Consider the following 25,307-nt stretch of genomic DNA (forward strand, 5'->3'; position numbering starts at 1 on the left):
TCACCCCCGCAGCCCGCCTGGAACCGCACTCCAGAAGCTGTATTTCTTCGGATGGATGCGGCGCAGGTCGTCCATGAAATCGTCGTGGTGTTTCAACCGGGCATCCTCCGGCAGATGCGGAAGCAGGTGCTCAAGCTCCGTCAGGTACAGAGCCGCGGAGGGATAGGCGACGCCGATGCCGCGGCGCAGGATATCGTTGATCAGCACACGATAAAGAACCGTGGCGGCCAGCGGCTGCTGTTCGGACAGAGCATCGGCGGCGGGCGCCAGATCCTCGTAATAGCGGCCTTCCCAGCTGGATTCATGGCGCAGCACCAGCGCCGCGGCGCGGTCGAACTTGGGCCAGGAGATGAAGAAATCCAGCGCCGCATAAATGTCGCTGGCATCGTCGACCAGCGCGAAGGCCCGGTCCATCTCGTCGAATTCGGCGAAATCGTCGAGCTTCGACAGATAGAGCCGGAGCACGGCGGGATCGTAGGTCTCGGCGAATTCGCGCCAGCGCAGGGCCTGGGCATCCTCGCGCCGTTTCAGGCGCTCGAGGATTTCGGCCTCCAGCAGGCGACGCTCGCGGGCGCCATATTCCGGGCCGACGGACATGATCTCGCCATTGACGGGGAGAAGCCGCATGCCGCTTGGCCGCATGCGCACCCATTCCAGCGCGTCCTCATGGCGGCCGGCGGCATGAAGCAGCGTGGCAACGGCCAGGGTATCGCGGCGGTTTTCCGGCTTGTCACTCTCAAGTTTCAGGAAGGCATCCATGTCGTTTTGATGCAGCGCCAGGGCCTGGAGCAGATCCAGCGCCCGCAGCTTCAGCGGCTCGGTGGGCAGGACGCCGGTCAAAACCGCTTTCCAGGCATCGGCGGCCGGCCTTGCCAGGACACCCGTCAAGGCGCGCAGGAAGCCGGTCTGCTCGGCGTAGCGATCCCGCTGGCGCAGCATTTCGATCTGCGGCACCAGCAGTACCTGATCCTGCTGCGGCACGGCGGCGATCAACTCGATTGCTGCCGCCTCGGCGTCGTCAAAGACCTTCCATAGGCGGGAACTGTCGGCGACCAGCCGGGCCGACAGCGAAAAGCGCAGCGCCAGGAACCGCAGGATGCGATCGGCAGCGCCTGCCGGATCGGCGGCGCCGAGTTCCGAGAGGATGTTGCGGGCAAGGCCGGCATATTCGGCAGCAAGATCCTTGGCGCGGGCGCTGTTGATGCGTGTCGTGGCACGATCCGAGCTGTCCAGGCGCTTGTCGATCAGCCGGCCCATTTCTTGCGGCCCGACCTCTCCGGCCAAAGCCGTCTGCAGGCGGGCCTTCAGAGCCTTGTTGGCCGTGGCCTCATCGAGCAGGATATCGACCAGTTTGTCGAGGCCGAGGCTGCTCAAACCTTTCTTGTCGAGCTTTGCACGTGTCTGCCGGACCATCTGCTTTCGTCACGCCGTTGTTTGATATGCGCAATCTTATCGGCTGGATGCGCAAGCGGGGCAAGGGCTTCAAGCTCAGATTGCGATCGGACTGTTCTTGTCTTACACTACCGTTCAGGAGGTTGACGATGACCGTTACCGTATCCCTCAGTGCCGAATTGGCCGAATTCGTTGAAAGCAAGGTCGCATCCGGCGAGTTTGCCTCGCAATCGGATGTCCTTGCGGAAGCCCTGAAGCTCTTGCAGCAGAGGGACGCGCACAACGAACCCTCCCTCACCTCGCTTCAGGACGCCTGGAAGAGCGGATTGGAGAGCGGGGATTTTCAAGCTCTGGACTTCTCAGCATTGAAAGCCGAAGCCCGTACGCGTCTGTCCAAAGGCTAACGGATGGCGACTATCCTCTGGTCGTCAAAAGCCCGGAGAGATGTCGAAGACATCTGGTTGTGGATTGCCAAAGCCAGCAGCCCCGACATGGCCGACACCCTGCTCGATCGCATCGAGACAAGGGTCGAAAGGCTGGCTCGACATCCTCAATTGGGACCGGTCCGCCAGGACATCGCGGAGAATGCACGCATGCTCGTCTGCGAGCGATGGCTGGTTCTCTATTTCATCGATCCCCAGGGAGACGTTCGCATTGTGCGGGTGATGGACGGCGCTCAAGACCCGGACGCAAGCCGTCCGGATTTCAATGCCCCTCCGCATGGCTCTGCCTGATGCGGCGAACAACGAACCAGACGCCGAGCACCGCAAAGGGCACCGAAATGCCGGTGATGACTCCTGGGTCGACCGGCAGCAGGTCATGGCTGATCGCCTTGGCGAGATAACCGACGAGACCGACGATGTAATAGGAAATCGCCGCCACAGAGAGGCCCTCGACCGTCTGCTGCAGGCGCAGCTGCATTTCGGCGCGGCGGTTCATGGTGGAGAGCAGGTCGCCGTTCTGGCGTTCCAGTTCCACGTCGATCCAGGAGCGGACGAGGCCGGTGGCGCGCGACAGCTTGCGCGACAGGTTGGCCTGGCGCTCCTCGACCGACTGGCAGGTGCGCATGGCCGGCGCCAGGCGCCGCTCGAGGAAGGAGCCCAGCGTCTCGTAGCCCGGCACCGGTGTCTCATCCAGCGTCTTGATGCGCTCGCGCACGATGCCGTCATAGGCACGGCTGGCGCCGAAGCGGTAGAGGCTGAGCGCGTCATTGGCCTCCAGTTCGGCCGCGAGCCGGGTGATTTCGCCGAGCATGGCATCCGCCTCGTCGCGCGCATGAGCCTTCATGCGCTGGGTGACGCCGGTCAATCCATCCTCGATGCGGCGGATATCGGGCGACAGGGTCTGAGCGAGCGGCAGGCCGAGCATGGCAAAGGTGCGATAGGTCTCGATATCGAGCAGGCGCTGCACGAGGGCGCCGCGGCCGGCTTCGCTGAGCCCCCGGTCGATGACGAGGATCTGGGTGAGCCCATCGCCATCCTGGCGGAAGTCGGTCAGGACAGCCGCCTGGCGGTTCTTGACCTCGCTATAACAGAGGCTGGCCGGATCGAAGACGTTCATCGCATCGGCGACCGGTTGGCCGTCGGGGCGGATTTCAAGCCTTATGCCCGACATCAGCGGGCCGGGCGGCGAAAAGCTGTCACCGAAGGGATGCACCGCCACCTCCCCGCCGAACTGCTCGGGCAGAGGCCCATCCCAGAACCAGGTGGAAAATTCCGTGTGGCGCTCCCAGCGCAGCGTACCCTGCCCCCAGGCCAGTGCATGATAGCGGGCATTGCGATCGGGCGGCGATACGCCACGGCTGCGCGACAGCTCGGCAATTGCCGCGTGATGTACGGCCGAGCCGCCATCCATCATGAAGGCGAGCTGGAAGATGACCCGCGCCGATTTCACCAGCGCATAGGGCCGCGCATGGATTTCGCCCAGCGCCAGCGCCCGGTCCGGGGCCACCGGAAATGCAAACGACCGTTTCACCACGTCTTCAGTCTCCCCGTTACAGGCGGCGATCTTAACAAAAGCGAAGCAATGGGGAAGTCACACCTTTGCCGCAGTCCCCTCCCTATCAGCTGCCTAGCCTCATCATTGCGACAAGTGGACAAGTTTATTGACCAATTGTGCCGTCGCTTGCTAGAAAGAGCCCACAGGAGGATCGCGTGACCGACAAGGATGCCGGGCTTTTCGCCCAGATCACCCATAGCCGCACGGCCAGCGAAGTGGTTCGGCAGATCGAACTGCTGATCCTGCAGGGCGTGTTGCGCGACGGCGACCGGCTGCCGGGCGAACGGGATCTGGCGCTCGACTTCGACGTGTCACGGCCGATCCTGCGCGAGGCGCTGAAAGAGCTGGAGCAGCGCGGCCTGCTGGTCAGCCAGCATGGCGGCGGCACCTATGTCGCCGATATCATCGGCCAGGTGTTTTCCAAGCCGATCATCGACCTCATCTCCCGCCATGAACGCGCCACGCGCGACTATCTCGAATATCGCCGCGAGCTGGAGGGCTTGACGGCCGAGCTTGCCGCCCGCCGGGCCAGCGAAACCGACCTGGCGCTTCTGGCGCGCATCGTCGAGGACATGAAGGCCGCCCACGGCCGCGGCCGTCCGGAAGACGAGCTGGCGGCCGATGTGGAATTCCACAACGCCATCGGCGAAGCGGCCCACAACATCATTCTCCTGCACACCATGCGCGCCTGCTACCGGCTGCTCAGCGAAGGCATCTTCTTCAACCGACGCGCCGTCTTTGCCTTTGCCGATGCCCGCGACCGGCTGCTGGCCCAGCATATCGCCATCTACGAGGCAATCGCGGCAGGTGATCCGGACGGCGCCAAACAGGCAGCCCAGGCCCATATCGATTTCGTCATGCAGGCTGTCGACAGCGCGGCGCGGGCCGACGAATGGGGTCGCGTGGCGCGCCTGCGGCTGCTGCAGCGCGACAGCCAGCCGGGCACGCCCCGCGTCGCCTCCCATGAGACCAACGAGAAAACGGACACATCGACATGACCACCGAACCGCAGACGCCAAGGCCCCGGGTCGGCCTGTTCGCCACCTGTCTTGTCGATCTGTTTCGCCCGAGCGTCGGCTTTGCCAGCGCCCAACTGATCGAGGATGCGGGCTGCACGGTGATCGTGCCGATGGCGCAGACCTGCTGCGGCCAGCCGGCCTACAATACCGGCGACCGCAAGGACAGCCGCGCCATTGCCGAGCAGGTGATCGAGCAATTCGAGGGTTTCGACTATGTGGTGGCACCGTCCGGTTCCTGCGCCGCGATGCTGAAGAAGCATTATCCCGGCCTGTTCAAGGGCGACGTGAAATGGGAGGAGCGCTGTCGGCGCTTTTCCGAGAAGGTCTTCGAGCTGGTGTCCTTCCTGACCGACGTGAGGGGCGTTCCGGCGGTCAACGCGAAACACGTCGCCACCGCCACCTATCACGACAGCTGTTCGGGGCTTCGCGAACTGGGCGTGCAGACGCAGCCGCGCCAGTTGCTGGCCTCCGTCGAAGGGCTTGAGCTCAAGGAAATGGCGACGAGCGATGTCTGTTGCGGTTTCGGCGGCACGTTCTGCGTCAAATATTCCGATATTTCCGGCGCCATGGTCACCAAGAAGACCGCCGACATCACCGCGACCGGCGCCGACCTGCTGCTGGCCGGCGACATGGGCTGTCTGATGAACATGGCCGGCAAGCTGAAGCGCGAGGGCTCGCCGATTGCGGTGCGCCACGTCGCCGAAGTGCTGGCAGGGATGACCGACAAGCCGCCGATCGCCGGCAGCGGCAAGTGAAGGACTGATCCATGCAGATGACCTCGACGCAGTTCAAGTCCAATGCCGCGGGTGCGCTTGCCGACCGGCAATTGCAGAAGGCGCTCAAGAATGTCGAGACCGGCTTTATCGCCAAGCGCGCGACGGCGGCCGCAGCGCTGCCGGAATTTGACGCGCTCCGGGACCGGGCCCGCGACATCAAGAACCACACGCTGGCTCATCTCGATCTTTACCTGGAAGCCTATGAAGCCAAGGTGACGGCCTCGGGCGGGCATGTGCACTGGGCGGAAAGTGCGGCGGACGCACGCCAGATCATCAAGGACATCTGCCAGCGGGTCGGCGCCAAGACCGTGACCAAGGGCAAGTCGATGATCACCGAGGAGATCAATCTCAACGAATTCCTCGAGGCGAACGGCATCGAGCCGGTGGAGACCGATCTCGGCGAATATATCATCCAGCTGCGCGGCGAGCATCCAAGCCATATCATTGCGCCGGCCGTGCATCTCAACAAGGAACAGGTGGAGGAGGATTTCCGCCGGGTTCACACCCATCTCGACGCGGACCGGGACCTCAGAGCGCCGGAACTGCTGCTGGCGGAGGCCCGCGAGGTGCTGCGCCAGCGCTATTTCCAGGCCGATGTCGGCATTACCGGCGCCAATTTCCTGATTGCCGAGACCGGCTCCTCGGTGATCGTCACGAACGAAGGCAATGGCGACCTGACCCAGACGCTCGGCAAGGTGCATGTGGTGGTCGCCTCGATCGAGAAGATCGTGCCGACGCTGGAGGACTGTTCGCAGATCCTGCGGCTGCTGGCCCGCTCCGCGACCGGGCAGGACATGTCGGTCTACACGACCTTCTCCACCGGGCCGAAGCGGCCGGAGGATCCTGACGGACCGGAGGAATATCATGTCGTGCTGCTCGACAATGGCCGCACCGCCATGCTCGGCACCGAATTCGAGGAAATGCTGCGCTGCATTCGCTGCGGGGCCTGCATCAACCACTGTCCGGTCTACCATGCGATCGGCGGCCATGCCTACGGCTCGGTCTATCCCGGGCCGATGGGGTCGGTGCTGACGCCGTCGCTGTTCGGCATTGACCAGTCCGGCCATCTGCCGAATGCCTCAACATTCTGCGGACGCTGCGAAAGCGTCTGTCCGATGCGCATACCGCTGCCGAAGATGATGCGGCATTGGCGCGAACGGGAGTTCGAACGGCACCTGACGCCGGCCGCCAGCCGTTATGGCATCACGTTGTGGGCCTTTTTCGCCAAGCGGCCGAAGCTCTACCGCCTGGCCGCCTCAATCGGCAGGACGGCGCTCGTGCTGCTCGGCGGCAAAAGCCGGCGGATCCGGTCGCTGCCGCTTGCCTCCGGCTGGACGAAACATCGCGACATGCCGGCACCGGAGGGGCCCTCCTTCCTAGAGCAATGGGCGGCACGGCAATCGGCCAAGCAGTCCTCCGCCAAAAACCGGGGAGCCTGATCATGCAGGGCAGAGCCGCCATTCTCCTGAAAATCCGCTCGGCGCTGAAGGCCTCGCCGCACGACAGCGAGCGCCAATCAGTGGCGTCCGCCCGGCTGGACACGCCACCGGTCGGCATCATTCCGGCGCGCGGGCAATTGCCGCTGGACGAGCGGATCGCGCTGTTTACCCAGATGGCGGAGAAATACAGTGCCAGCGTAGCCCGTATCGACAGTCTCGATACCCTGCCGGCCGCCGTCAGCACCTATCTGAAATCGCGCAACCTGCCAGCGTCGATCAGGATCGGCGCGGACCCTCGCCTGACCACGGCACCGTGGAGCCGGGAAGGCACGCTCGATGTTCGCCATGGCGCTTCGGACGGCCATGACCTGACCGCCGTCAGCCATGCCTTCGGTGGCATTGCCGAGTCCGGAACGCTGGCGCTGCTATCGGGGCCGGAGAACCCCGTGACCCTGACCTTCCTGCCGGAACACCATATCGTCGCGGTGAATACCGCAGACATTGCCGGCGACATCGAAACGATCTGGGCGCGACTACGGGAGGCCAAGGGCAAAAGCACCATGCCGCGCACGGTCAATTTCGTGACCGGCCCGTCGCGCTCGGGCGATATCGAGCAGACCCTGCTGCTAGGGGCGCATGGTCCAAGAGCACTGCATATCCTGCTGGTCGGTTGAGAGCGTACCATCCTAAAACCGTCACTCCGAGACAACGAAGGAAATTATTTCCCGCACAATGGAACTTTTCCGATCTCAAGGCATTCATTCCTTGCCTTTTAAGAACGAAATTTCTATTGCGTGAGGGTTATGGTTACAGTTACGGACATCTCAGAGACACCGCGGATCGCACTGATTTCCACCCATGGCTATGTCGCGGCCCACCCGCCGCTCGGCGCTGCCGACACCGGTGGCCAGGTGGTCTATGTCATTGAACTGGCAAAGAAACTGGCGCAGCTCGGCCACAAGGTGGATATCTATACCCGCCGCTTCGAGGACCAGCCGGAGATCGACATCGTCGACGATGACGTGCGCGTCGTGCGCATTCCCTGCGGCGGTCGCGACTTTATCCCGAAGGAATATCTGCACCGCCATCTGACGGAATGGTGCGAGAAGGCGCTGCGTTATATCAAGCGCGAAGGCCTCTCCTATCTTTTCATCAACAGTCATTACTGGGATGCCGGCGTCGCCGGCCAGCGGCTTTCGGAGGCGCTGTCCGTGCCGCATATCCATACGCCCCATTCGCTGGGATTGTGGAAGAAGCGGCAGATGGAGACTGACTATCCGGAGCGCGCCGACAAGTTCGAGGCGGAATTCAATTTCAAGGAACGCATCCAGCATGAGCTGATCGTCTATCGCAGCTGCCAGCTGGTGGTGGCAACGACGCCAATCCAGCTCGATATGCTGCTGGACGACTACGGTATGGCGCGCAACCGCGTCCACATGATCCCGCCGGGTTATGACGACAACCGCTTCTATCCGGTGTCCAACGCATCGCGGCAGATGATCCGCAACAAGCTGGGATTCGAGGGCACCGTGGTTCTGGCACTTGGCCGGCTGGCGACCAACAAGGGCTATGACCTGCTGATCGACGGCTTTGCGGTGATGGCCAGCCGCGTGCCCGATGCAAGGCTGCACCTGGCGCTGGGCGGTGAGAATCTCGACAGCCAAGAACAGAAGATCCTCGATGAGCTGCATGCCAAGGTGAGAGAGCATGGGCTTGAGGATCGGGTCGATTTCTCCGGCTTCATCGCCGACGAGGAACTGCCGGACTACTATCGTGCTGCTGATATGTTCGTGCTGTCCAGCCGCTACGAGCCCTTCGGCATGACGGCAATCGAGGCGATGGCCAGCGGCACGCCGACGGTGATTACCGTGCATGGCGGACTGTTCCGGGCGGTGAGCTATGGGCGGCATGCGCTGTTTGCCGATCCCTTCGACAAGGAAGATCTCGGCATCACCATGATGAAGCCGTTCAAGCATCCGCGGCTTTACGGCCGGCTGTCGCGCATGGGCGCTCACAAGGCCCGCAGCCTGTTCACCTGGACCGGCATCGCGCAACAACTGGTGGCCATGGTCGAAGGCCGTCCGATCCCGCAGGCGCTCGACGATACGGAATGGGCCGAACCGTGGAACGATGGCGATTGAAACCGATCCGACTGTTTTCCTCCGATCTGGACGGCACGCTGGCCGGCAATCGCGACGCCTCGAAGCGTTTTACAGAGTCCTGGGCCAGTCTTGACGACGCAAGCCGTCCTTTGCTGGTTTATAATAGCGGCCGACTGGTCGACGACATTCTGGCCTTTACCGAGGAAGAAGGCCTGCCCAGAGCCGATATCGTGATCGGCGGCGTCGGCACCATGCTGGCCTCGCCAATCCATGCCGACCTCTCCGAGCATTACGGCGAAACGCTCGGCGCGAATTATGATGCCGATCGCATCGCTGCCATCATGACCGGTCTGCCCGGCATAAAACGGCAACCGGAACGATACCAGCATGCCCGCAAATCGAGCTGGTTCCTACACGATGCCTCGACGGTTGAGGTGGAAGCGCTTGAACGGCGACTGGTCGATGCCGGCATGGCGGTCAAGCTCGTCTATTCCAGCAATCGCGATCTGGACGTGCTGCCCGGCAATGCCGACAAGGGACAGGCGCTCCTCTGGCTGTGTGACAGGCTGGGCATCGGGCTCGACGAGGTTCTGGTGGCCGGCGACACGGGCAACGATCGGGCGATGTTCGAGCTGGACCATGTGCGTGGCGTGATTCCCGCCAACGGCCATGCCGAACTGTTGAAGCTGACCGAGGGCAACCCGCGGATCTGCCTCGCCGACAGGCCGGAAGCCGACGGCGTACTGCAGGGATTGCGCCACTGGGGCGTCCTGCCGTCACGCAGCGGTTGAAAACCGGACCGCGATCTCTGATAGACCAAAAGTGGTCGCTTTCAGCGCTTGACGTCGCTCGCCATAGTTTCATGATCAACGGTCATACCGGCGATGCAATTGATTCGGTTTTTCTCGCGTCAAGCATCACAAAATTTACGTTCCTCCCTATATATTCAAGATAGATCAGATAAGGATCGCCCGAAATTGACGATTGTTAGCCGCATTGCTTCCGAAGTGCACTTGATGTTGCGGCGCCCGCCGCGGCAGCAGTATGCCGCGCTGTGCTATCGCCAGCGCAAGAAGCAGGAGCAGGTGGAAGTTCTGCTGATCACCAGCCGGGATACCGGACGGTGGGTCATCCCGAAGGGCTGGCCTATGGAAGGCAAAAAATCCCATGCAGTGGCCGAGCGCGAGGCTTTCGAAGAAGCCGGCGTCAAGGGCAAGGTGGCGCGCGATCCCATCGGCCACTACTCCTATGCCAAAGGCATGGAAGGTGGCTTAAAGATCAGCTGCAAAGTGCAGGTCTATCCCCTTGAGGTGAAAGACATGCTGAAGGACTTTCCGGAAAAGGGAACGCGGCGGGCCGAATGGGTCAGCTGCGAGGAAGCAGCGGCCCGTGTCCAGGAGCCGGAGTTGAAGGTGCTGTTTCATCGCTTCTCGCAGATGATGATCAACGGTGGCGCCATCACCCCGGCCTCTGGCGAGGCGCGGTGATGTCATCCCGTGCCGCGTTGTCGTATTGAATGCACAGAGATTTGGTATTAAGGCCTGTCGCGGGAGCGCGGATAGTCGTTTCCGTGCGCCATGTCCCACAGGCCGCGTTTCTCCCGAACCGTCTACAATAGTCCCGGACGCCAGAACCCACGGCGTTTCCGGAGGGAGACAGCACGAGCCATGACCAAGGCGACGCCGAAGCTCGTCAAACCGACACTCGACAAGGATCTGGACAAGGTCAGCTATGTCGAGGAAGCCGCCCAACTCGTCTCGCGCGGCTATGCACCCGTCGGCATGGGGCTGATCTTCCTTGTCGTAGCGATGATCTTTGCCGGTGCGTCCGTCATGGACCGACCGGGAGCGGTGATCGTCATCGCGGCGGCCTCGATTGCGGCCTACATGGCCATGAACATCGGCGCCAACGACGTGACCAACAATGTCGGTGCGGCCGTCGGGGCGCGGGCGCTGACCATGGGCTCCGCCCTGGTGCTGGCAGCGGTATTTGAAATCGCCGGCGCCGTGATTGCCGGAGGCGATGTCGTCTCGACCATTTCGGAAGGCATATTGCATCCGGCCTCGGCGCCGGATCCGACCATATTCTCCTGGACGATGATGGCAGCCCTGATGGCCGCGGCCCTATGGATCAATTTCGCGACCTGGGTCAATGCGCCGGTCTCGACGACCCATTCCATCGTCGGCGGTGTGATGGGGGCGGGCCTGGCGGCGCTCGGCGTCGATGCGGTCCAGTGGCACGTCATGGCCGGCATTACGCTCAGCTGGATCCTGTCGCCGCTGCTGGGTGGAGCGTTGGCCATCCTGTTCCTGGCCTTCATCAAGGAATTCATCATCTATCGCGAGGACAAGATCGCCGCAGCCCGGCGCTGGGTGCCGGTGCTGAACGGAGTGATGGTCGGAGCATTCTGCGCCTATCTCACCATGAAGGGCGCAGGCCATATCATCGTCATCGGCGCGCCGATGGCGCTGCTTGGCGGCCTTGTCATTGGCCTTACGGTGTGGCTGGCCAGCATTCCCTTCATCCGGCTGCAATCGGCGGGGCTTGAAAACCGCAACCAGTCGCTGCGCAAGCTGTTCCGCCTGCCGCTGATCTTCTCGGCGGCACTGCTGTCCTTTGCCCATGGCGCCAACGATGTGGCCAACGCAATCGGCCCGCTGACGGCGATCGTCAACGCGACTCAGGCGGCAAATATAGACGCCGTGGCGAGAGCGCCGTTCTGGGTAACGATCATTGGCGCCTTCGGCATTTCGGCCGGGTTGCTGCTGTTCGGCCCGCGACTCATCCGCCTGGTCGGCAGCCAGATCACCAAGCTCAATCCGATGCGGGCCTATTGCGTCGCGCTGTCGGCCGCCGTCACCGTCATCCTGGCGTCATGGCTCGGTCTCCCGGTCAGCACGACCCATATCGCTGTCGGGGCCGTTTTCGGGGTGGGCTTCTTTCGCGAATGGTATACCCGCAATTCCAGGCGGCGCATCGAATACATGCGGATGAAGGCCGAGGCCTGGGAGATCGAGGACAGCGGCGAGCACAATCCCGACGAGGTCGGACGACGCTATCTGGTCCGTCGTTCGCATTTCATGACGATCATCGGTGCCTGGATCATTACCGTTCCAGCCTCCGCAGGGCTTGCGGCGCTGCTGTACTGGGCTATGTTCCAGCTCTTTGTCTGACACCGGATTTGCACCCATGCGCGCCAACTATCGAATGCAGCGGCTGTTTACCGATGCGCCGCTTCAACCTGGAACGGGCATTGAGGCCAATGGCGAGCAATTCAACTATCTGGCCAATGTGCTGCGCCTGACGGAGGGGGCCGAGCTGCTGCTGTTCAACGGCCGCGATGGCGAATGGAAGGCAAGCCTGTCCTTTCCGACACGCAAGCGGATCATCCTGACACCGATAGAGCTCACCCGCCCGCAGCCGGCCGGTTGCGACCTGCATTTCCTGTTCGCACCGCTCAAGGTCGGCCGGCTCGACTATCTGGTGCAGAAGGCGGTCGAAATGGGCGCCGGCCTGCTGCAACCTGTCATGACCCAGCATGTGCAGGGCAAGATCACCAATCTCGACCGGCTGCAGGCCAATGCCGTGGAGGCCGCCGAACAATGCGGGGTGCTGGCCATCCCGACCGTGCAGCCGCCGAAGAAGCTGACCGACCTGCTGGAGGGCTGGGACATGAGCCGCCGCATCATCTTCTGCGACGAGGACAGTTCAACGCAGAACCCGATCTCCGCCCTTTCCGCAGTTAGCGAGCGGTCGCTGGCCCTGCTGGTCGGGCCGGAGGGCGGTTTTTCGGACGAGGAACGTGCTTTGCTGCGCGGCCTGCCTTACGTGACCGCCATTCCGCTTGGGCCGCGTATCCTGCGTGCAGACACGGCCGCGGTGGCGGCGCTGGCTGTGGTACAGGCGACGATCGGCGACTGGCATTGACGGGACCATTTGAAATGCACCCGACCTTCGGATTAATTGAGGTGGTCTTGAAAGAAATTCACTTGCGCCACGCTTAAAACCGGTTCAATCACCCTTCCGTTTGCCTGCCCGTCCGGCAGGCTCTTCCCAAAAGGTAGTCTTCATGGCTCGCGACACCACCGACGATACGCCGCTCACCTCGGTGCAGGAACTGGCCGATTACATGGCTGATGGCTCCAAGCCGAAAGACGCCTTTCGCATCGGCACGGAACACGAGAAATTCGCCTTCTTTCGGGCTGACAACAGCCCCGTGCCCTATGCCGGCGATGCCAGCATTTCGGCGCTGCTGAAGGGCATGCAAGCCAAGCTCGGCTGGGAACCGATCATGGACCGGGACAACATCATCGGTCTGGCCGAAGCCCACGGTCAGGGCGCCATCTCGATCGAGCCGGGCGGCCAGTTCGAACTGTCGGGCGCCCCGGTAGAGACGCTGCACGACACCTGCCGGGAATCCAACCAGCATCTGGCGACCCTGCGCGAAGTCGCCGAGCCGATGGGCATCCGATTTCTCGGCATCGGCGGCAGCCCGCAATGGACGCTGGCCGAAACGCCGCGCATGCCGAAATCGCGCTACGACATCATGACCCGCTACATGCCGAAGGTCGGCACCAAGGGTCTCGACATGATGTACCGCACCTGCACCATCCAGGTGAACCTCGACTTTTCCTCCGAAGAGGACATGCGCACCAAGATGCGCGTTTCGATGAAGCTTCAGTCGATCGCCACCGCGCTGTTTGCCTCCTCGCCGTTTACCGAAGGCAAGCCGAACGGCCTTTTGTCATGGCGGGGCGAGATCTGGCGCGACACCGACAACCAGCGTTCGGGCGTTCTGCCCTTCTCGCTGAAGGACGATTTCCGCTTTACCGACTATGTGGAATGGGCGCTGGATGTGCCGATGTATTTTGTGGTGCGCGACGGGCGCTATCACGACTGCACCCATGTGACCTTCCGCCAGTTCATGGCCGGTGCCCTGAAGGGCGAGATCGCCGCATTCGAGCCGACCATGGGCGACTGGACGAACCATCTCTCCACCCTGTTTCCGGACGTGCGCCTGAAGCGGTTCCTCGAAATGCGCGGCGCCGATGGCGGCCCATGGCGGCGGATCTGTGCCCTGCCGGCCTTCTGGGTCGGCCTGCTCTATGACGATGCGGCGCTGGCATCCGCCGATGCATTGACCCGCGACTGGACCTTCGAGGACGTGCAGGCGATGCGCGACACGGTGCCGTCGCAGGGGTTGAAGGCCAAGGTTGCGGGCCGCGATGTCAGCGATGTGGCGCGCGAGGTGGTGGCGATGTCCCATTCGGGCCTCAAGTCCCGCGCACGGCTTAACGGCGACGGGCAGGACGAAACTGTGTTCCTCGCCTCGGTCGACGAAATCCTGGCCAAGAATGCGACGCTCGCCGACGATCTGCTGATGCTCTATCACGGTCGCTGGAAGGGTTCCGTTCAGCCCGTATTCGAAGAATATCAATACTAAAGCAATTTTTACGCGAACATCGGGACGGGGCACATTTGCTGCGTCGCACCCTGCCCCGATGTTAAAAAGCGGTTTGCGATCAATCTTTTCCGGCTATAGTGCGAGCAAGATGCGTTGCGAGGACTGGGAAAGGGACGTCGATGCTGCCACTTTTTGATATGATGATGCGGGCGCAGAACGGCATGGCGATGGAGGCCATGGCCAAGCAGTTCGGCCTTGCCCAGGATAAGGCGGCGCAGGCGATGGCGGCGCTGATGCCGGCGTTTTCCTCAGGCCTCAAGCGCAATGCCAGCAACCCCTACGACATGTCGGCGCTGTTTGGCAGCATGTCATCCGGCAATTACGCCAAATATTTCGAAGACATGGGCAAGGCCTTCACGCCGCAGGGCATTGCCGATGGCAATTCGGCGCTGGAACAGCTGTTCGGTTCCAAGGAGGTGTCGCGGGCCGTGGCCGCGCAGGCCGCGCAGCTGACGGGCATCGGCCAGGACATCTTGAAGCAGATGCTGCCGGCCATGGCCGACACGATCATGGGCGGGCTGTTCAAGCAGGGCATGGGCCAGATGCAGGAGGCCAGCAATCCCTTTGCCAATTCGCCGATGGCGTCGATGATGCAGCAATGGCTGGAAAGCACCGGCTTTGCGCCGAAGCCGGCGCCGAAGGAAGCGAGCCTGTTCGACAATCCCTTCGCCAACGCCTTCCGCGACATGATGGGCGGCGCCCAGGCGACAAAACCTGCGGCCGGCGCCAATCCCTTCATGGACAATCCCTTTGCCAAGGCCTTCCAGGATATGATGGGGGGTAATTTCGGCCAGGGCGCTGCGGCGGAACCCGCGCCCGCGCCAAAGGGAACGGCCAAGAGCACCGGCGAAACCGAACCGGCCCAGGCGATGGTCTCCATGATCAACTCGATGTTCGACAGCGGCCTGGAGGTTCAGAAGAACTACCAGAAGAGCATGGAACAGATTTTCGAAACCTATATGGCGAAGGCCGAACCCAAAGAAGCGCCCGAGCCGCCGCCCGAAGACGACAAGGCCTGAGGACGATCGGCGGGCGGCCACTGTCTGGCGGCGTCCCGGCCAAATTCAAGTTCGCACAAAAAAAGCCCGGCAACAGGCGGACTGTCACCGGGCCAAGCAGCAGGGCTCATTGGCTATCACCCTGCGGGGATTGGGACGCTCAGAGGCGCGAGGCGCCTGGGAGCAAGTAGCGGGTGCGCTTGAAGGCGGCCCAGGTCAGCTGCTGCGAAGGATCGTCCGCGATGCCCGTGTCTCTCAGGATGCGGTCGATATCGGACCGGGTGAGCCCGATATCGTCCAGCAGGTAGTCGTCAAGATCGGCAAGGCGGTTCGCAACATGGCGGTTTCGCACGGCACGCCAGACGGATTTCACCGAGGTCCAAAGACCGGCAAGACGCGTCGTCATGGCCGGGCCGGAAGCGGGAATATCAAGTTCGATCATCCGTTCTGTCGTGCGCATGGGAATATCCTTTCGATGTCGGCACGAGTAAAGGCATGCCGTTCCGATACCCGGAACGGATCAGCCAAAATCCGCGGGAGCAGCCCTGAGGCCACTCCCTGTTCGTAGTGATTTGCAGGATCAGGATGCCAAAAGGCTATTGATCAGTCCAACGAATGTTTCTAATGGTAATCATCAAACAATCTGATGGACGTTTCCCATGGTGGCTCCTCTCGATATCGACCAGCTTCAGACTTTCATTGCAATCGTGGATACCGGCAGTTTCACCAAGGCGGCCGGCCGCGTGTTCAAGACGCAATCGGCGGTGTCCATGCAGATGCGCCGGCTGGAGGAGCGGATCGGCAAGCAGCTGTTCATCAAGGACGGCCGCGGCAACCGCCTGACGGCCGAGGGCGAAAAGCTTCTGAACTATGCGCGGCGCATCATCCGCCTCAACAGCGAGGCGATCGCAGCCTTCGACGACAATCGGCTTGAGGGCACGCTGCGGATCGGCACGCCGGACGATTATGCCGACCGCTACATGCCGGAAATCATCGGCCGCTTTGCCAAGACCCATCCGAGCGTCGAGCTTTACATCATCTGTGAACCGTCGGTGAGCCTGGCCGAAAAGATGGCGCGTGGCGAGTTGGACATCGCGCTGGTGACCCATAATCCGCAGGCGCGCTCGTCCGACGTGGTCCGGACCGAGCCGCTCTGCTGGGTGGGATCCGCCAACCATCCGCTGAAGGACGATGCACCGGTGCCGCTGGCAGTCGGCCGGCGCGACTGCAACTGGCGCCAGCTTGCCTGCTCGGCGCTTGATGCCGACGGAAGAGAATACCAGGTCCTGTTTACCAGTTGGTCGTCGACGGTCGTGGCCGCCGCGGTGCTGGCCGGCATGGCCGTGTCGGTCCTGCCGGAGTCGGCGCTGCGCACCGGCATGAAGGTGCTGACCCAGAGTGACGGCTTTCCGCCGCTGCCGCCGGTACAGATCGGCATCATGAAGCGGCCGGGTCTGTCGCCATCGCTGATGAATGCCATTACCGATCACATCACCGCCTGCCTCGACAACATCACGCCGGCGGCCGTGGACGACGATCTCGATGGCGATGTGAAGGGAATGCCGCGCCATTTTCCACGCCTGCGCACCGGACATATGATCCCGGGCTGGTGACCAGCCAGAGGCGCAATTAGCGGAACAGTTGTTCGCGGATGACGGTTTTCCATTCGTCCAGGATGCGGCGCGCCATCTGCTCGTCCTGGGTTACCGCTAGCCGGAGGGCGGCGCCACCCAGATGCGTGAACAGAATCGAACGAGCCTCCATCCGTCGGGCAACGTCCTCCGGCAGCAGATGCTCGACGGCCTCGCGAAAGATCCGGGCAATATCGACATTGTGGTCGCGATGCAGTTCCATGAGGTCGCGATCCATCATGCTGGCGGCCCAGAGTGCCATCCAGAGGGGATCCTGCCGATATTGCTCATAGTACCAGTCGACCGAGGAAAGGGCGACCTCCAGCATGTCTTCGAGCGAGGATATGTTTGAGAACATCTCGTTGACGCGGATTTTGCTGATGGATGTCCGGCGGTCGAACAGGGCGCGCACGACGGCAGCCTTCTCCGGAAAGAATTGGTATAGTGAGCCAATGGGCACCTTGGCGCGAGCCGCCAGATCAGTCATCTTCATGTTGATGACGCCCTGCTCGACGATCATCACTGCTGCTGCTTCCAGAATAGTATCCAGCCGCTGAATACTTCGCTCTTGCTGAGGTTTCTTTCGCAGAATGGTGCGTTTTGTGTCCAGTGACTTGGGCATTCCCGTCCATTCCTCCCGCAGTCCGGATCAGTCGGTAATATATCTGACCTTCGGGATTGGGTATCTAGAGGACAGCCCTTGAACTTTGCTGAAGAAAATCGCTCAATTTGTAGCGAAGCGGGAATGCGAACAGGTGACCGGAGAGTATATCTCCGATCACCTGTGTCATATTGCGACAGCTAAACCCCAAAGGGGCGGCTTTGACGCTGCAGATCGTCTTTACCTGATAACCAATATCAGGGTTTCAGGTGAAAACGATGGTCCGCCAACGATCAGAGCAGGTCGAACCGGTCGGCGTTCATCACCTTGGTCCAGGCCGCGACGAAATCCTTCACGAACTTCTCCTTGTTGTCGTCCTGGGCATAGACTTCGGCATAGGAGCGCAGGATCGAGTTCGAGCCGAGCACGAGGTCGACGCGGGTCGCCGTGTACTTGGTCGCACCAGACTTGCGCTCGCGGATGTCATAGCTGTTGCTGCCGGTCGGGACCCAGGTATAGGCCATGTCCGTCAGGGTATTGAAGAAGTCGGTGGTGAGTGCGCCGACGCGGTCGGTGAACACGCCATGCGCCGTGCCGCCATAGTTGGTTCCGAGCACGCGCAGGCCACCGATCAACACGGTCAGTTCCGGAGCGGTGAGCCCCATCAGCTGGGCGCGGTCGAGCAGCATTTCCTCGGGGCTGACGACATAGTCGGTCTTCTGCCAGTTGCGGAAGCCGTCGGCGAGCGGTTCGAGGACGGCAAAACCGTCCACATCGGTCTGCTCGGCGGTGGCGTCACCCCGGCCCGGCGCGAAGGGCACTGCGATATCGAAGCCTGCGGCCTTTGCCGCCTGTTCGACGCCGACATTGCCGGCCAGAACGATGACGTCGGCAAGGCTTGCGCCGGTTTCCGCGGCAATGCCTTGAAGAACCGCCAGAACCTTGGCCAGACGCTGCGGCTCGTTGCCTTCCCAGTCCTTCTGCGGGGCCAGGCGAATGCGGGCACCGTTGGCGCCGCCGCGCTTGTCGGAACCGCGGAAGGTGCGGGCGCTATCCCAGGCGGTGGCCACCATCTCGCCGGTGGTCAGGCCGCTGTTGATGATCTTGGCCTTGACCGCGACGACATCGTAGTCAGTGCGGCCGGCGGGGATCGGATCCTGCCAGATCAGGTCTTCGGCCGGAACATCCGGGCCGAAATAGCGGGACTTCGGGCCGACGTCGCGATGGGTCAGCTTGAACCAGGCGCGGGCGAAGGCGTCCGAGAAGGCCGCGAAGTCGTTCATGAAACGCAGCGAGATTTCGCGGTAGATCGGGTCGACCTTCAGCGCCATGTCCGCATCGGTCATCATCGGCATGACGCGGATCGAGGGATCCTCGACGTCGACCGGCTTGTCCTGATCGGCAATGGTAATCGGCGCCCACTGCGACGCCCCGGCCGGGCTGTGGGTCAGCGTCCATTCATGCTTGAACAGCATTTCGAAGAAGCCGTTGTCCCACTTGGTCGGCTCGGCGGTCCAGGCGCCCTCGATGCCGGAGACGACCGTGTCGCGGCCAATGCCGCGGCCCTTGGTGTTCATCCAGCCGAGACCCTGGAATTCCGGGCCTGCGGCTTCCGGGTCCGCGCTGAGATTGGCAGCACTGCCGTTGCCATGGGACTTGCCGATGGTGTGGCCGCCGGCGGTCAACGCGACGGTTTCCTCGTCGTTCATGCCCATGCGGGCGAAGGTTTCGCGCATCTGGGCAGCCGTTGCCAGCGGATCGGACTTGCCGTTGACGCCTTCCGGATTGACGTAGATCAGACCCATCTGCACGGCGGCGAGCGGGTTTTCCAGCGTTTCCGGCTTGGTCACGTCAGCGTAGCGGCCATCGCTCGGCGCCAGCCATTCCTTCTCGTTGCCCCAATAGGTGTCCTTTTCCGGATGCCAGATGTCTTCGCGGCCAAAGGCGAAGCCAAAAGTCTTCAGGCCGGCGACGTCATAGGCCATCGTGCCGGCGAGCGCGATCAGATCGGCCCAGGAGAGCTTGTTGCCGTACTTCTTCTTGATCGGCCAGAGCAGGCGGCGGCCCTTGTCGGTGTTGACGTTGTCCGGCCAGGAGTTGAGCGGCGCGAAGCGCTGGTTGCCGGAATTGGCGCCGCCACGACCGTCGGTGATGCGGTAGGAGCCGGCGGCGTGCCAGGTGACGCGGGCCATCATGCCGACATAGGAGCCCCAGTCGGCCGGCCACCATTCCTGGCTGTCCAGCATCAACGCGCGCAGATCGGCCTTCAGCCCTTCGACGTCAAGCTTCTTCAGCTCTTCGCGATAGTTGAAGCTCGGGCCCAGCGGATTGGTCTTGGCGTCATGCTGATGCAGGATGTCGAGGTTCAACGCATTCGGCCACCAGTCCATGACAGACTTGCCCATGGCGGTATTGCCGCCATGCATCACCGGACATTTGCCGGTGGATTTCACGTGCTCGTTCATATTGGCCTCCTGTTTTTTTTGAAAAAGCTGTTGTTGTGGAGGCAACTTCCTCCAAAAGCTTCATAATTTCCAATTGTATTTATTGGGCATATCGATAGGATATTCCTATCATGATTACCATTCGTCAAATGCGCTATTTCGATGCTCTCGCCACCACGCTGCATTTCGGCCGGGCGGCCGAGATGGTGCATGTCAGCCAGCCGGCCCTCTCAGCACAGATCATGGAGATGGAAAGACACCTGAATGTGACATTGGTCGAACGCACTCGCAACAACACGCTGCTGACCGCCAAGGGGCATGAGGTGCTGGGCCACATCAGAGGGATCCTGGCCGGGGTCGACCACCTGGAAGAGGCGGCCCGCCGCAGCAGCGGCATGCTCGAAGGGCTGCTTCGCCTCGGCCTCATCCCCACCGTCGCGCCCTATCTGGTGCCACAGATGGTGCCGCATCTGCGGCGCAGCCATCCGCTGATCGAGATCGAGCTGAAGGAAGCCGTTACCGACCGGCTGATCGCCGATCTGAGCGACGGCAGGCTGGATGCCGTGATCGCCGCCTTGCCGATCGAAGGGGACAATCTGATGCAGCGCAGCCTGTTCATCGACACGTTCTACATGGCAATGGCCGACAATGACAGCGACGTGCTGCTGTCGCCGATGACCGAAACGCAGGTCGACCCGGAGCGGCTGCTGCTGCTGGAGGAAGGCCATTGCCTGCGCGAGCAGGCGCTTTCGGTGTGCAAGGCGGCCAACCGGCGCAGCCTGGTGAATTTCGGTGCGACGTCGATGACGACCTTGCTGCAGATGGTGTCGCACGACATGGGCATGACGCTGATCCCGCAAATGGCGATCGCCACCGAGACGGCCCGCACCTCGATCCGCATCGTGCCCTTCGCCGAGCCGGCGCCGTGTCGCGAGATCGGCCTGATCTGGCGCCGCTCCAGCGCACGGCGACAGGATATGGAGGCTTTGGCGCAGTCGATCATCGAAAGCGCCGGCAGCCTGCGTGAGGATTGGCGGGGTATCGACCCGACCGCCAACCCCAAGTCAGGCTCAGTTCATGAACCAGCCGTGGCTGACCACCAGTGACTGGCCGGTCAGGGCATTGGTCTTGAAATCGGCAAACATCAGCGCGACCTCGGCGACATCCTCGACCGTGGTGAATTCGCCATCCACGGTTTCGCCGAGCATGACCTTCTTGATCACCTCATCCTCGGAAATGCCGAGTTCCTTGGCCTGTTCCGGGATCTGCTTGTCGACCAGGGGCGTGCGCACGAAACCGGGGCAGATGACATTGGCGCGAACGCCGGACGGGCCGCCTTCCTTGGCGACGACGCGCGCCAGACCCAGCAAGCCGTGCTTGGCCGTGACATAGGCCGATTTCAAAGGTGACGCCTCGTGGGAATGCACGGATCCCATATAGATGATGGCGCCACCGCCCTGGCTCTTCATATGCGGCATGCAGGCCTTGGTGGTCAGGAAGGCGCCGTCGAGATGGATCGACAGCATCTTCTTCCAGTCGGCAAAGGGAAAATCCTCTATCCTGTGAACGATCTGGATACCGGCGTTCGAGACGAGGACATCGACGCGTCCCCATTTTGCCACCGTGCTGGCGACGCCTGAATTGACCGCCCCCTCGTCTGTGACATCCATGGCGATGCCGAAGGCTTCACCCGGACCCAGTGCCGTCAGGGCATCGGCCGCGGCCTCAGCCTGGTCTTGCCTTAGATCGGCGATGACGACCTTGGCACCCTCTTCGACATAACGCTTGGCGATCGCATTTCCGATGCCGCTGGCCGAGCCGGTGATGATGCAGACTTTATCCTTGAGTTTCATGGTCATTCTCCGTGTTACCAGTCTCGAGGCCGAGCGTCCTTAGGGCGCCGATGAGGGACGGCGAGGCTTGGGGGTTAGCTCTTTGCACGGCCTTGCTGGGCAAGGTCGAAAATCTGGATGCCGTCGCGCGGACGGCCCCGGTTTTTCCACTTGTTGTGATTGAGCGTGTGCATGACGTCGTCATAGCCGGCCGCCCAATGTTCCGTGATCGAGGCACGGGAAAACTCGGCATCCATGGCATGGGTGGCATAGGCGGCGCGGCGGTGGATGAGATGGACGATCGTCACGTCGAATTCGATGCCGATGGATCTCAGCAGCTTGGCATCCTCGTCATCGGCAAATTCCGGCGGCAGCTTTTCCAGCAGCCGCTTGGCGGCGCGGCGAACGACCTGCTTGCGGGCAAATTCGTCAGTGTTCATGCGCGTGCGGCTGGAATAGCGGATCTCCTTGACGCGGCTTTCCGCCTCGAAATGATCCCTCGGCATGGTGCCGCGGGCGCTGAACAGGTCGATCTGGAAAATCTCCAGGTCGCGCTCGGAGGCATTGGTGGACAGAACATGCTGCAAAGGCGTGTTGGAGACCAGGCCGCCGTCCCAGTAGAAGCGTCCGTCGATCTCGACCGGCGCAAAGCCTGGCGGCAAGGCGCCTGATGCGGCGATGTGCCGGGCATCCAGCGTGTGGCGGCGATTGTCGAAATAGGCAAAATTGCCGGACACCACTTCGACCGCGCCGAGAGAAATGCGGGTCTCGCAATCGTTGAGCAGATCGAAATCGACAAGCTCTTCCAGCGTTTTCAACAAGGGCTCGGTATCGTAATAGCTGATCATCGCATCCGGGTTGAACAGCAACTGGTAGGGGGTGTAGAGGCGCGGCGAAAAGAACCCGGGGATTCCGGTGATGGCGCCTGCCATGGCCGAAATCTCGTTGGAGATCCGGCGAAAATCGGAGCCGTCATGCTCCTGGCCGAAGGTCAGGTTGGAGGAGACCTTGTCCCAGAAGGCCCGAAGATTTTCGACCCGGTGCTCCTTGGGGCTTCCGGCAATCAACGAGGCGTTGATCGCGCCGATCGAAATGCCGGCCAGCCAGTCGGGATCGATCCCGTGGGCATGAAGGGCCTCATAGGCGCCGGCCTGATAGGCGCCCAGTGCGCCGCCGCCCTGAAAGACGAAGATATGGTCGCAATCCGAATTCGACATGATGCGTTGCATCCATAATGTTGCACTGCACCAGAAGATAGGAAGTCGTCTGCCTATTGCCAGGGGGCAAGGGGCCGCATTTGCCGCCCCTTGCAGTCACATTTTGTTGTATGGATCCCGGCTCAGTTGAGGTCGAGGACGATACGGCCGTCGATCTTGCCTTCTTCCATGCGCTTGAAGATGGCGTTGATGTTCTCGATCTTGTCCCAGGAGTAATGGGCGGCCACCTTGCCCTCGCCGGCAAACACCAGCGATTCCTCAAGATCCTGGCGGGTGCCGACGATCGAGCCGCGCACGGTGATGCGTTTCAGGACCGTCTCGAAGACCGGCAGCGAAATGAAGCCCGGCGGCAGGCCGACCAGCGCCATGGTGCCCTTGGAGCGCAGGAAGCCATAGGCCTGTTCCATGGCCTTCGGCGACACGGCGGTGACCAGCGCGCCATGCACGCCGCCGGTTGCCTTCTGCACCTGCTCGATGGCGTCCTTGGCCGTGCCATCGACGACCATATCGGCGCCGAGGTCCTTGGCGAGCTTCAGCTTGTCGGCATGGATATCGGCGGCGACCACATGCATGCCCATCGCCTTGGCGTATTGCACCGCCATGTGGCCGAGACCGCCGATGCCTGATATCACGACCCATTCGCCGGGGCGCACTTCGGTTTCCTTCAGGCCCTTGTAGACCGTGACGCCGGCGCACAGCACGGGTGCTGCCGCGCCGAATTCGAGATTGTTCGGCAGGCGGCCGACAAAATCCGGATCGGCGAGGCCATATTGGGCGAACGTGCCGTTGACCGAATAACCGGTGTTCTGCTGGCTGCCGCAGAGCGTTTCCCATCCGGTGCGGCAGGGCGAGCAGCAACCGCAGGCGGTGTGCAGCCACGGCACGCCGACGCGGTCGCCTTCCTTGATGCGGGCAACGCCGGCGCCGAGCTTGGCGACGTAACCGACACCCTCGTGGCCGGGAATGAAGGGCGGATTGGGCTTGACCGGCCAATCGCCATTGGCGGCGTGAAGATCGGTGTGGCAGACGCCGGTTGCCTCATACTTGACGAGGATCTGGCCGGGGCCTGGCTCCGGGATGGGCATGTCTTCAATCGTCAGCGGCTTGCCGAATTCCCGCACCACGGCGGCTTTCATCATCGATGCCATAAATGTCTCCCTTGAAAATTGACGTCGTGCCAATCAATCCCACGCTGCACCCTGTTCGGAATTGCGAACGCGACCGGAACCTACCTGAAATGCAGGGGTGTTCTTTGATACAAGTCAACTTCAGCGACATTTGCGCGACCGCAAGCGTCGCGCATTTGCGACAATGCAGCCGCCGGGGAACCGCCCGGCGGCGTGCCGACGTTGGATCAAGCCAGGTGTTTCTTGAGGAACGCGACCGTGCGCGTCCAGGCAAGCTCGGCCGCCGCCTTGTCATAACGGGCTGCCGAGGTGTCGTTGTTGAAGGCGTGATTGACGCCATCGTAGACGAAGATCTCGAACGTCTTGCCGCCGGCCTCAAGCGCCGCCTTGTAGGCGTCGATGCCGGCATTGATGCGCTCGTCCAGCCCGCCATAGTGCAGCATCAGCGGTGCCTTGATGGAGGGAACCTGATCGGCGGGCGGCTGGGCTCCGTAGTAAGCGACACCGGCGCCAAGCTCCGGCGAGGCAACCGCCAGGCGATTGACCAGACCGCCGCCCCAGCAGAAGCCGATGGCGCCGACCTTGCCATTCGCGCCGTCGAGGCTCGCCAGGTAGGCCCGCGTCGCTTCGCCATTGTTGACCGTTGCGGCCATGTCCAGCGTCGAGAACATCTCGCGCGCCTTGTCTTCGTCCGCGGGCGTACCGCCGGCTGGCGACAGGAAGTCGGGCGCCAGCGCCACGAAACCTTCGAGCGCCATGCGGCGGGCGACATCGCGGATATGCGGATTGAGACCACGATTTTCATGAATGACGATGACCGCCGGAAGGGGGCCAGAGGCCTCCTTCGGCGTGACCAGATAACCCTTCATCTCGCCGGCAGCACCGGGATAGGTGATATCCCTGGCATCGAGACGGCTATCCGTTTCCTCGACGATCGCGGCCTGCGCACCGCTGGCCGCCAGCATCGGCGCGATGGCCGCTGCCGCCGCTCCCGAGCCGGCCAGCATGGTCAGCTTTTCCATGAAGCGACGGCGATCGAGCGTCAGATGGGTGTATTCGTCATAGGCGTTGATCATCGCCTGGGTAATTCTCGGCTTTTCCATGATGTTTCCCTCCGTGATTGCCCTTTACGACTGGAGGAGAAGATAGAGGAGCCGTGCCGCCTGCCTATGGCAGTGCGGAGCGTCGCAGGACACATTTGCGTTATCCGGCCTGTCGCGGCTCATGCAGCCTCCCGGTAGCCGCCAACCGGGCACGAGACCGAACG

Annotated in this window: 24 protein-coding genes; 15 read left to right on the forward strand and 9 right to left on the reverse strand. The window is 62.3% G+C overall.

Going from position 1 to position 25,307, the window contains the following annotated elements; genetic code table 11:
- The gene (locus tag HFC70_RS19815; RefSeq protein WP_168475025.1) at positions 1-1,413 is read right to left on the reverse strand and encodes a DUF6880 family protein; all 1,413 of its coding nucleotides are present in this window, start codon (positions 1,411-1,413) and stop codon (positions 1-3) included.
- A 128-nt stretch (positions 1,414-1,541) separates the two neighbouring features.
- On the opposite strand from HFC70_RS19815, the gene HFC70_RS19820 reads away from it, so the two are divergent.
- Positions 1,542-1,796: a type II toxin-antitoxin system ParD family antitoxin gene (locus HFC70_RS19820; protein ID WP_168475026.1), complete on the forward strand. Its 255-nt coding sequence runs from the start codon at positions 1,542-1,544 to the stop codon at positions 1,794-1,796.
- Positions 1,797-1,799: 3 nt separating this feature from the next.
- The gene (locus HFC70_RS19825; RefSeq protein ID WP_168475027.1) at positions 1,800-2,126 is read left to right on the forward strand and encodes a type II toxin-antitoxin system RelE/ParE family toxin; all 327 of its coding nucleotides are present in this window, start codon (positions 1,800-1,802) and stop codon (positions 2,124-2,126) included.
- Here the strand turns inward: HFC70_RS19825 and HFC70_RS19830 are convergent.
- Positions 2,098-3,369, reverse strand: coding sequence for a DUF3422 family protein (locus tag HFC70_RS19830; protein ID WP_168475028.1), 1,272 nt, complete (start codon positions 3,367-3,369; stop codon positions 2,098-2,100). The genes HFC70_RS19825 and HFC70_RS19830 overlap by 29 nt on opposite strands.
- 176 nt (positions 3,370-3,545) lie before the next feature.
- Between HFC70_RS19830 and HFC70_RS19835 the strand changes: the two genes are divergently transcribed.
- From HFC70_RS19835 to HFC70_RS19885, 11 genes are all read left to right on the forward strand, one after another.
- Positions 3,546-4,388: a FadR/GntR family transcriptional regulator gene (locus tag HFC70_RS19835; protein WP_168475029.1), complete on the forward strand. Its 843-nt coding sequence runs from the start codon at positions 3,546-3,548 to the stop codon at positions 4,386-4,388.
- Positions 4,385-5,164 (forward strand): (Fe-S)-binding protein, encoded by a 780-nt coding sequence (locus HFC70_RS19840; protein WP_168475030.1) that lies wholly within the window; start codon positions 4,385-4,387, stop codon positions 5,162-5,164. The genes HFC70_RS19835 and HFC70_RS19840 overlap by 4 nt, the downstream gene beginning before the upstream one ends.
- 11 nt (positions 5,165-5,175) lie before the next feature.
- Positions 5,176-6,624, forward strand: a complete 1,449-nt coding sequence (locus HFC70_RS19845; RefSeq protein WP_168475031.1) for a LutB/LldF family L-lactate oxidation iron-sulfur protein — start codon at positions 5,176-5,178, stop codon at positions 6,622-6,624.
- A 2-nt stretch (positions 6,625-6,626) separates the two neighbouring features.
- Entirely contained in the window at positions 6,627-7,298 is a 672-nt protein-coding gene (locus tag HFC70_RS19850; RefSeq protein ID WP_168475032.1) for a lactate utilization protein, read from the forward strand.
- 129 nt (positions 7,299-7,427) lie between these two features.
- Positions 7,428-8,765 (forward strand): glycosyltransferase, encoded by a 1,338-nt coding sequence (locus tag HFC70_RS19855; protein WP_168475033.1) that lies wholly within the window; start codon positions 7,428-7,430, stop codon positions 8,763-8,765.
- A complete protein-coding gene (locus tag HFC70_RS19860) occupies positions 8,762-9,517 on the forward strand; it encodes an HAD-IIB family hydrolase (protein ID WP_168475034.1) in 756 nt (251 codons plus the stop codon). The genes HFC70_RS19855 and HFC70_RS19860 overlap by 4 nt, the downstream gene beginning before the upstream one ends.
- A 186-nt stretch (positions 9,518-9,703) precedes the next feature.
- Positions 9,704-10,213: an NUDIX hydrolase gene (locus tag HFC70_RS19865; RefSeq protein ID WP_168475035.1), complete on the forward strand. Its 510-nt coding sequence runs from the start codon at positions 9,704-9,706 to the stop codon at positions 10,211-10,213.
- A gap of 180 nt (positions 10,214-10,393) precedes the next feature.
- Positions 10,394-11,899, forward strand: coding sequence for an inorganic phosphate transporter (locus HFC70_RS19870; RefSeq protein WP_168475036.1), 1,506 nt, complete (start codon positions 10,394-10,396; stop codon positions 11,897-11,899).
- 16 nt (positions 11,900-11,915) lie between these two features.
- Positions 11,916-12,653: a 16S rRNA (uracil(1498)-N(3))-methyltransferase gene (locus tag HFC70_RS19875; RefSeq protein ID WP_168475037.1), complete on the forward strand. Its 738-nt coding sequence runs from the start codon at positions 11,916-11,918 to the stop codon at positions 12,651-12,653.
- 142 nt (positions 12,654-12,795) lie between these two features.
- A complete protein-coding gene (locus tag HFC70_RS19880) occupies positions 12,796-14,169 on the forward strand; it encodes a glutamate--cysteine ligase (RefSeq protein WP_168475038.1) in 1,374 nt (457 codons plus the stop codon).
- Between the two features lie 140 nt (positions 14,170-14,309).
- Positions 14,310-15,209: a DUF937 domain-containing protein gene (locus tag HFC70_RS19885; RefSeq protein WP_168475039.1), complete on the forward strand. Its 900-nt coding sequence runs from the start codon at positions 14,310-14,312 to the stop codon at positions 15,207-15,209.
- A 139-nt stretch (positions 15,210-15,348) separates the two neighbouring features.
- On the opposite strand, the gene HFC70_RS19890 is transcribed toward HFC70_RS19885, so the two are convergent.
- The gene (locus HFC70_RS19890; protein WP_168475040.1) at positions 15,349-15,648 is read right to left on the reverse strand and encodes a DUF1127 domain-containing protein; all 300 of its coding nucleotides are present in this window, start codon (positions 15,646-15,648) and stop codon (positions 15,349-15,351) included.
- Positions 15,649-15,847: 199 nt separating this feature from the next.
- Here HFC70_RS19890 and HFC70_RS19895 point away from each other — a divergent pair, with 199 nt between their 5' ends.
- On the forward strand, positions 15,848-16,801 hold the full coding sequence (locus HFC70_RS19895; protein ID WP_168475041.1) for a LysR substrate-binding domain-containing protein: 954 nt from the start codon (positions 15,848-15,850) through the stop codon (positions 16,799-16,801).
- Between the two features lie 16 nt (positions 16,802-16,817).
- On the opposite strand, the gene HFC70_RS19900 is transcribed toward HFC70_RS19895, so the two are convergent.
- Both HFC70_RS19900 and katG read right to left on the reverse strand, forming a co-directional pair.
- Complete coding sequence (locus tag HFC70_RS19900; protein ID WP_168475042.1) at positions 16,818-17,441, reverse strand: TetR/AcrR family transcriptional regulator; 624 nt, start codon at positions 17,439-17,441, stop codon at positions 16,818-16,820.
- Between the two features lie 272 nt (positions 17,442-17,713).
- On the reverse strand, positions 17,714-19,885 hold the full coding sequence (gene katG, locus HFC70_RS19905; RefSeq protein WP_168475043.1) for a catalase/peroxidase HPI: 2,172 nt from the start codon (positions 19,883-19,885) through the stop codon (positions 17,714-17,716).
- A gap of 110 nt (positions 19,886-19,995) precedes the next feature.
- Between katG and HFC70_RS19910 the strand changes: the two genes are divergently transcribed.
- Positions 19,996-20,970: a hydrogen peroxide-inducible genes activator gene (locus tag HFC70_RS19910; RefSeq protein ID WP_168475044.1), complete on the forward strand. Its 975-nt coding sequence runs from the start codon at positions 19,996-19,998 to the stop codon at positions 20,968-20,970.
- Here HFC70_RS19910 and HFC70_RS19915 read toward each other — a convergent pair.
- The 4 genes from HFC70_RS19915 to HFC70_RS19930 all read right to left on the reverse strand — a co-directional run bounded on the left by HFC70_RS19915 (position 20,935) and on the right by HFC70_RS19930 (position 25,143).
- A complete protein-coding gene (locus HFC70_RS19915; RefSeq protein WP_168475045.1) occupies positions 20,935-21,717 on the reverse strand; it encodes a 3-hydroxybutyrate dehydrogenase in 783 nt (260 codons plus the stop codon). The genes HFC70_RS19910 and HFC70_RS19915 overlap by 36 nt on opposite strands.
- Before the next feature lie 74 nt (positions 21,718-21,791).
- Entirely contained in the window at positions 21,792-22,913 is a 1,122-nt protein-coding gene (locus tag HFC70_RS19920; RefSeq protein ID WP_246735880.1) for a patatin-like phospholipase family protein, read from the reverse strand.
- Positions 22,914-23,035: 122 nt separating this feature from the next.
- Positions 23,036-24,061 carry an alcohol dehydrogenase AdhP gene (adhP, locus tag HFC70_RS19925; RefSeq protein WP_168475047.1) on the reverse strand — a complete coding sequence of 342 codons (1,026 nt, stop codon included), beginning with the start codon at positions 24,059-24,061 and terminating at the stop codon, positions 23,036-23,038.
- Between the two features lie 206 nt (positions 24,062-24,267).
- Positions 24,268-25,143 (reverse strand): dienelactone hydrolase family protein, encoded by an 876-nt coding sequence (locus tag HFC70_RS19930; RefSeq protein WP_168475048.1) that lies wholly within the window; start codon positions 25,141-25,143, stop codon positions 24,268-24,270.
- Between the last annotated feature and the right edge of the window lie 164 nt (positions 25,144-25,307).

The sequence above is a fragment of the Agrobacterium sp. a22-2 genome (genome assembly GCF_012276985.1).
Classification (GTDB): Bacteria; Pseudomonadota; Alphaproteobacteria; order Rhizobiales; family Rhizobiaceae; genus Allorhizobium.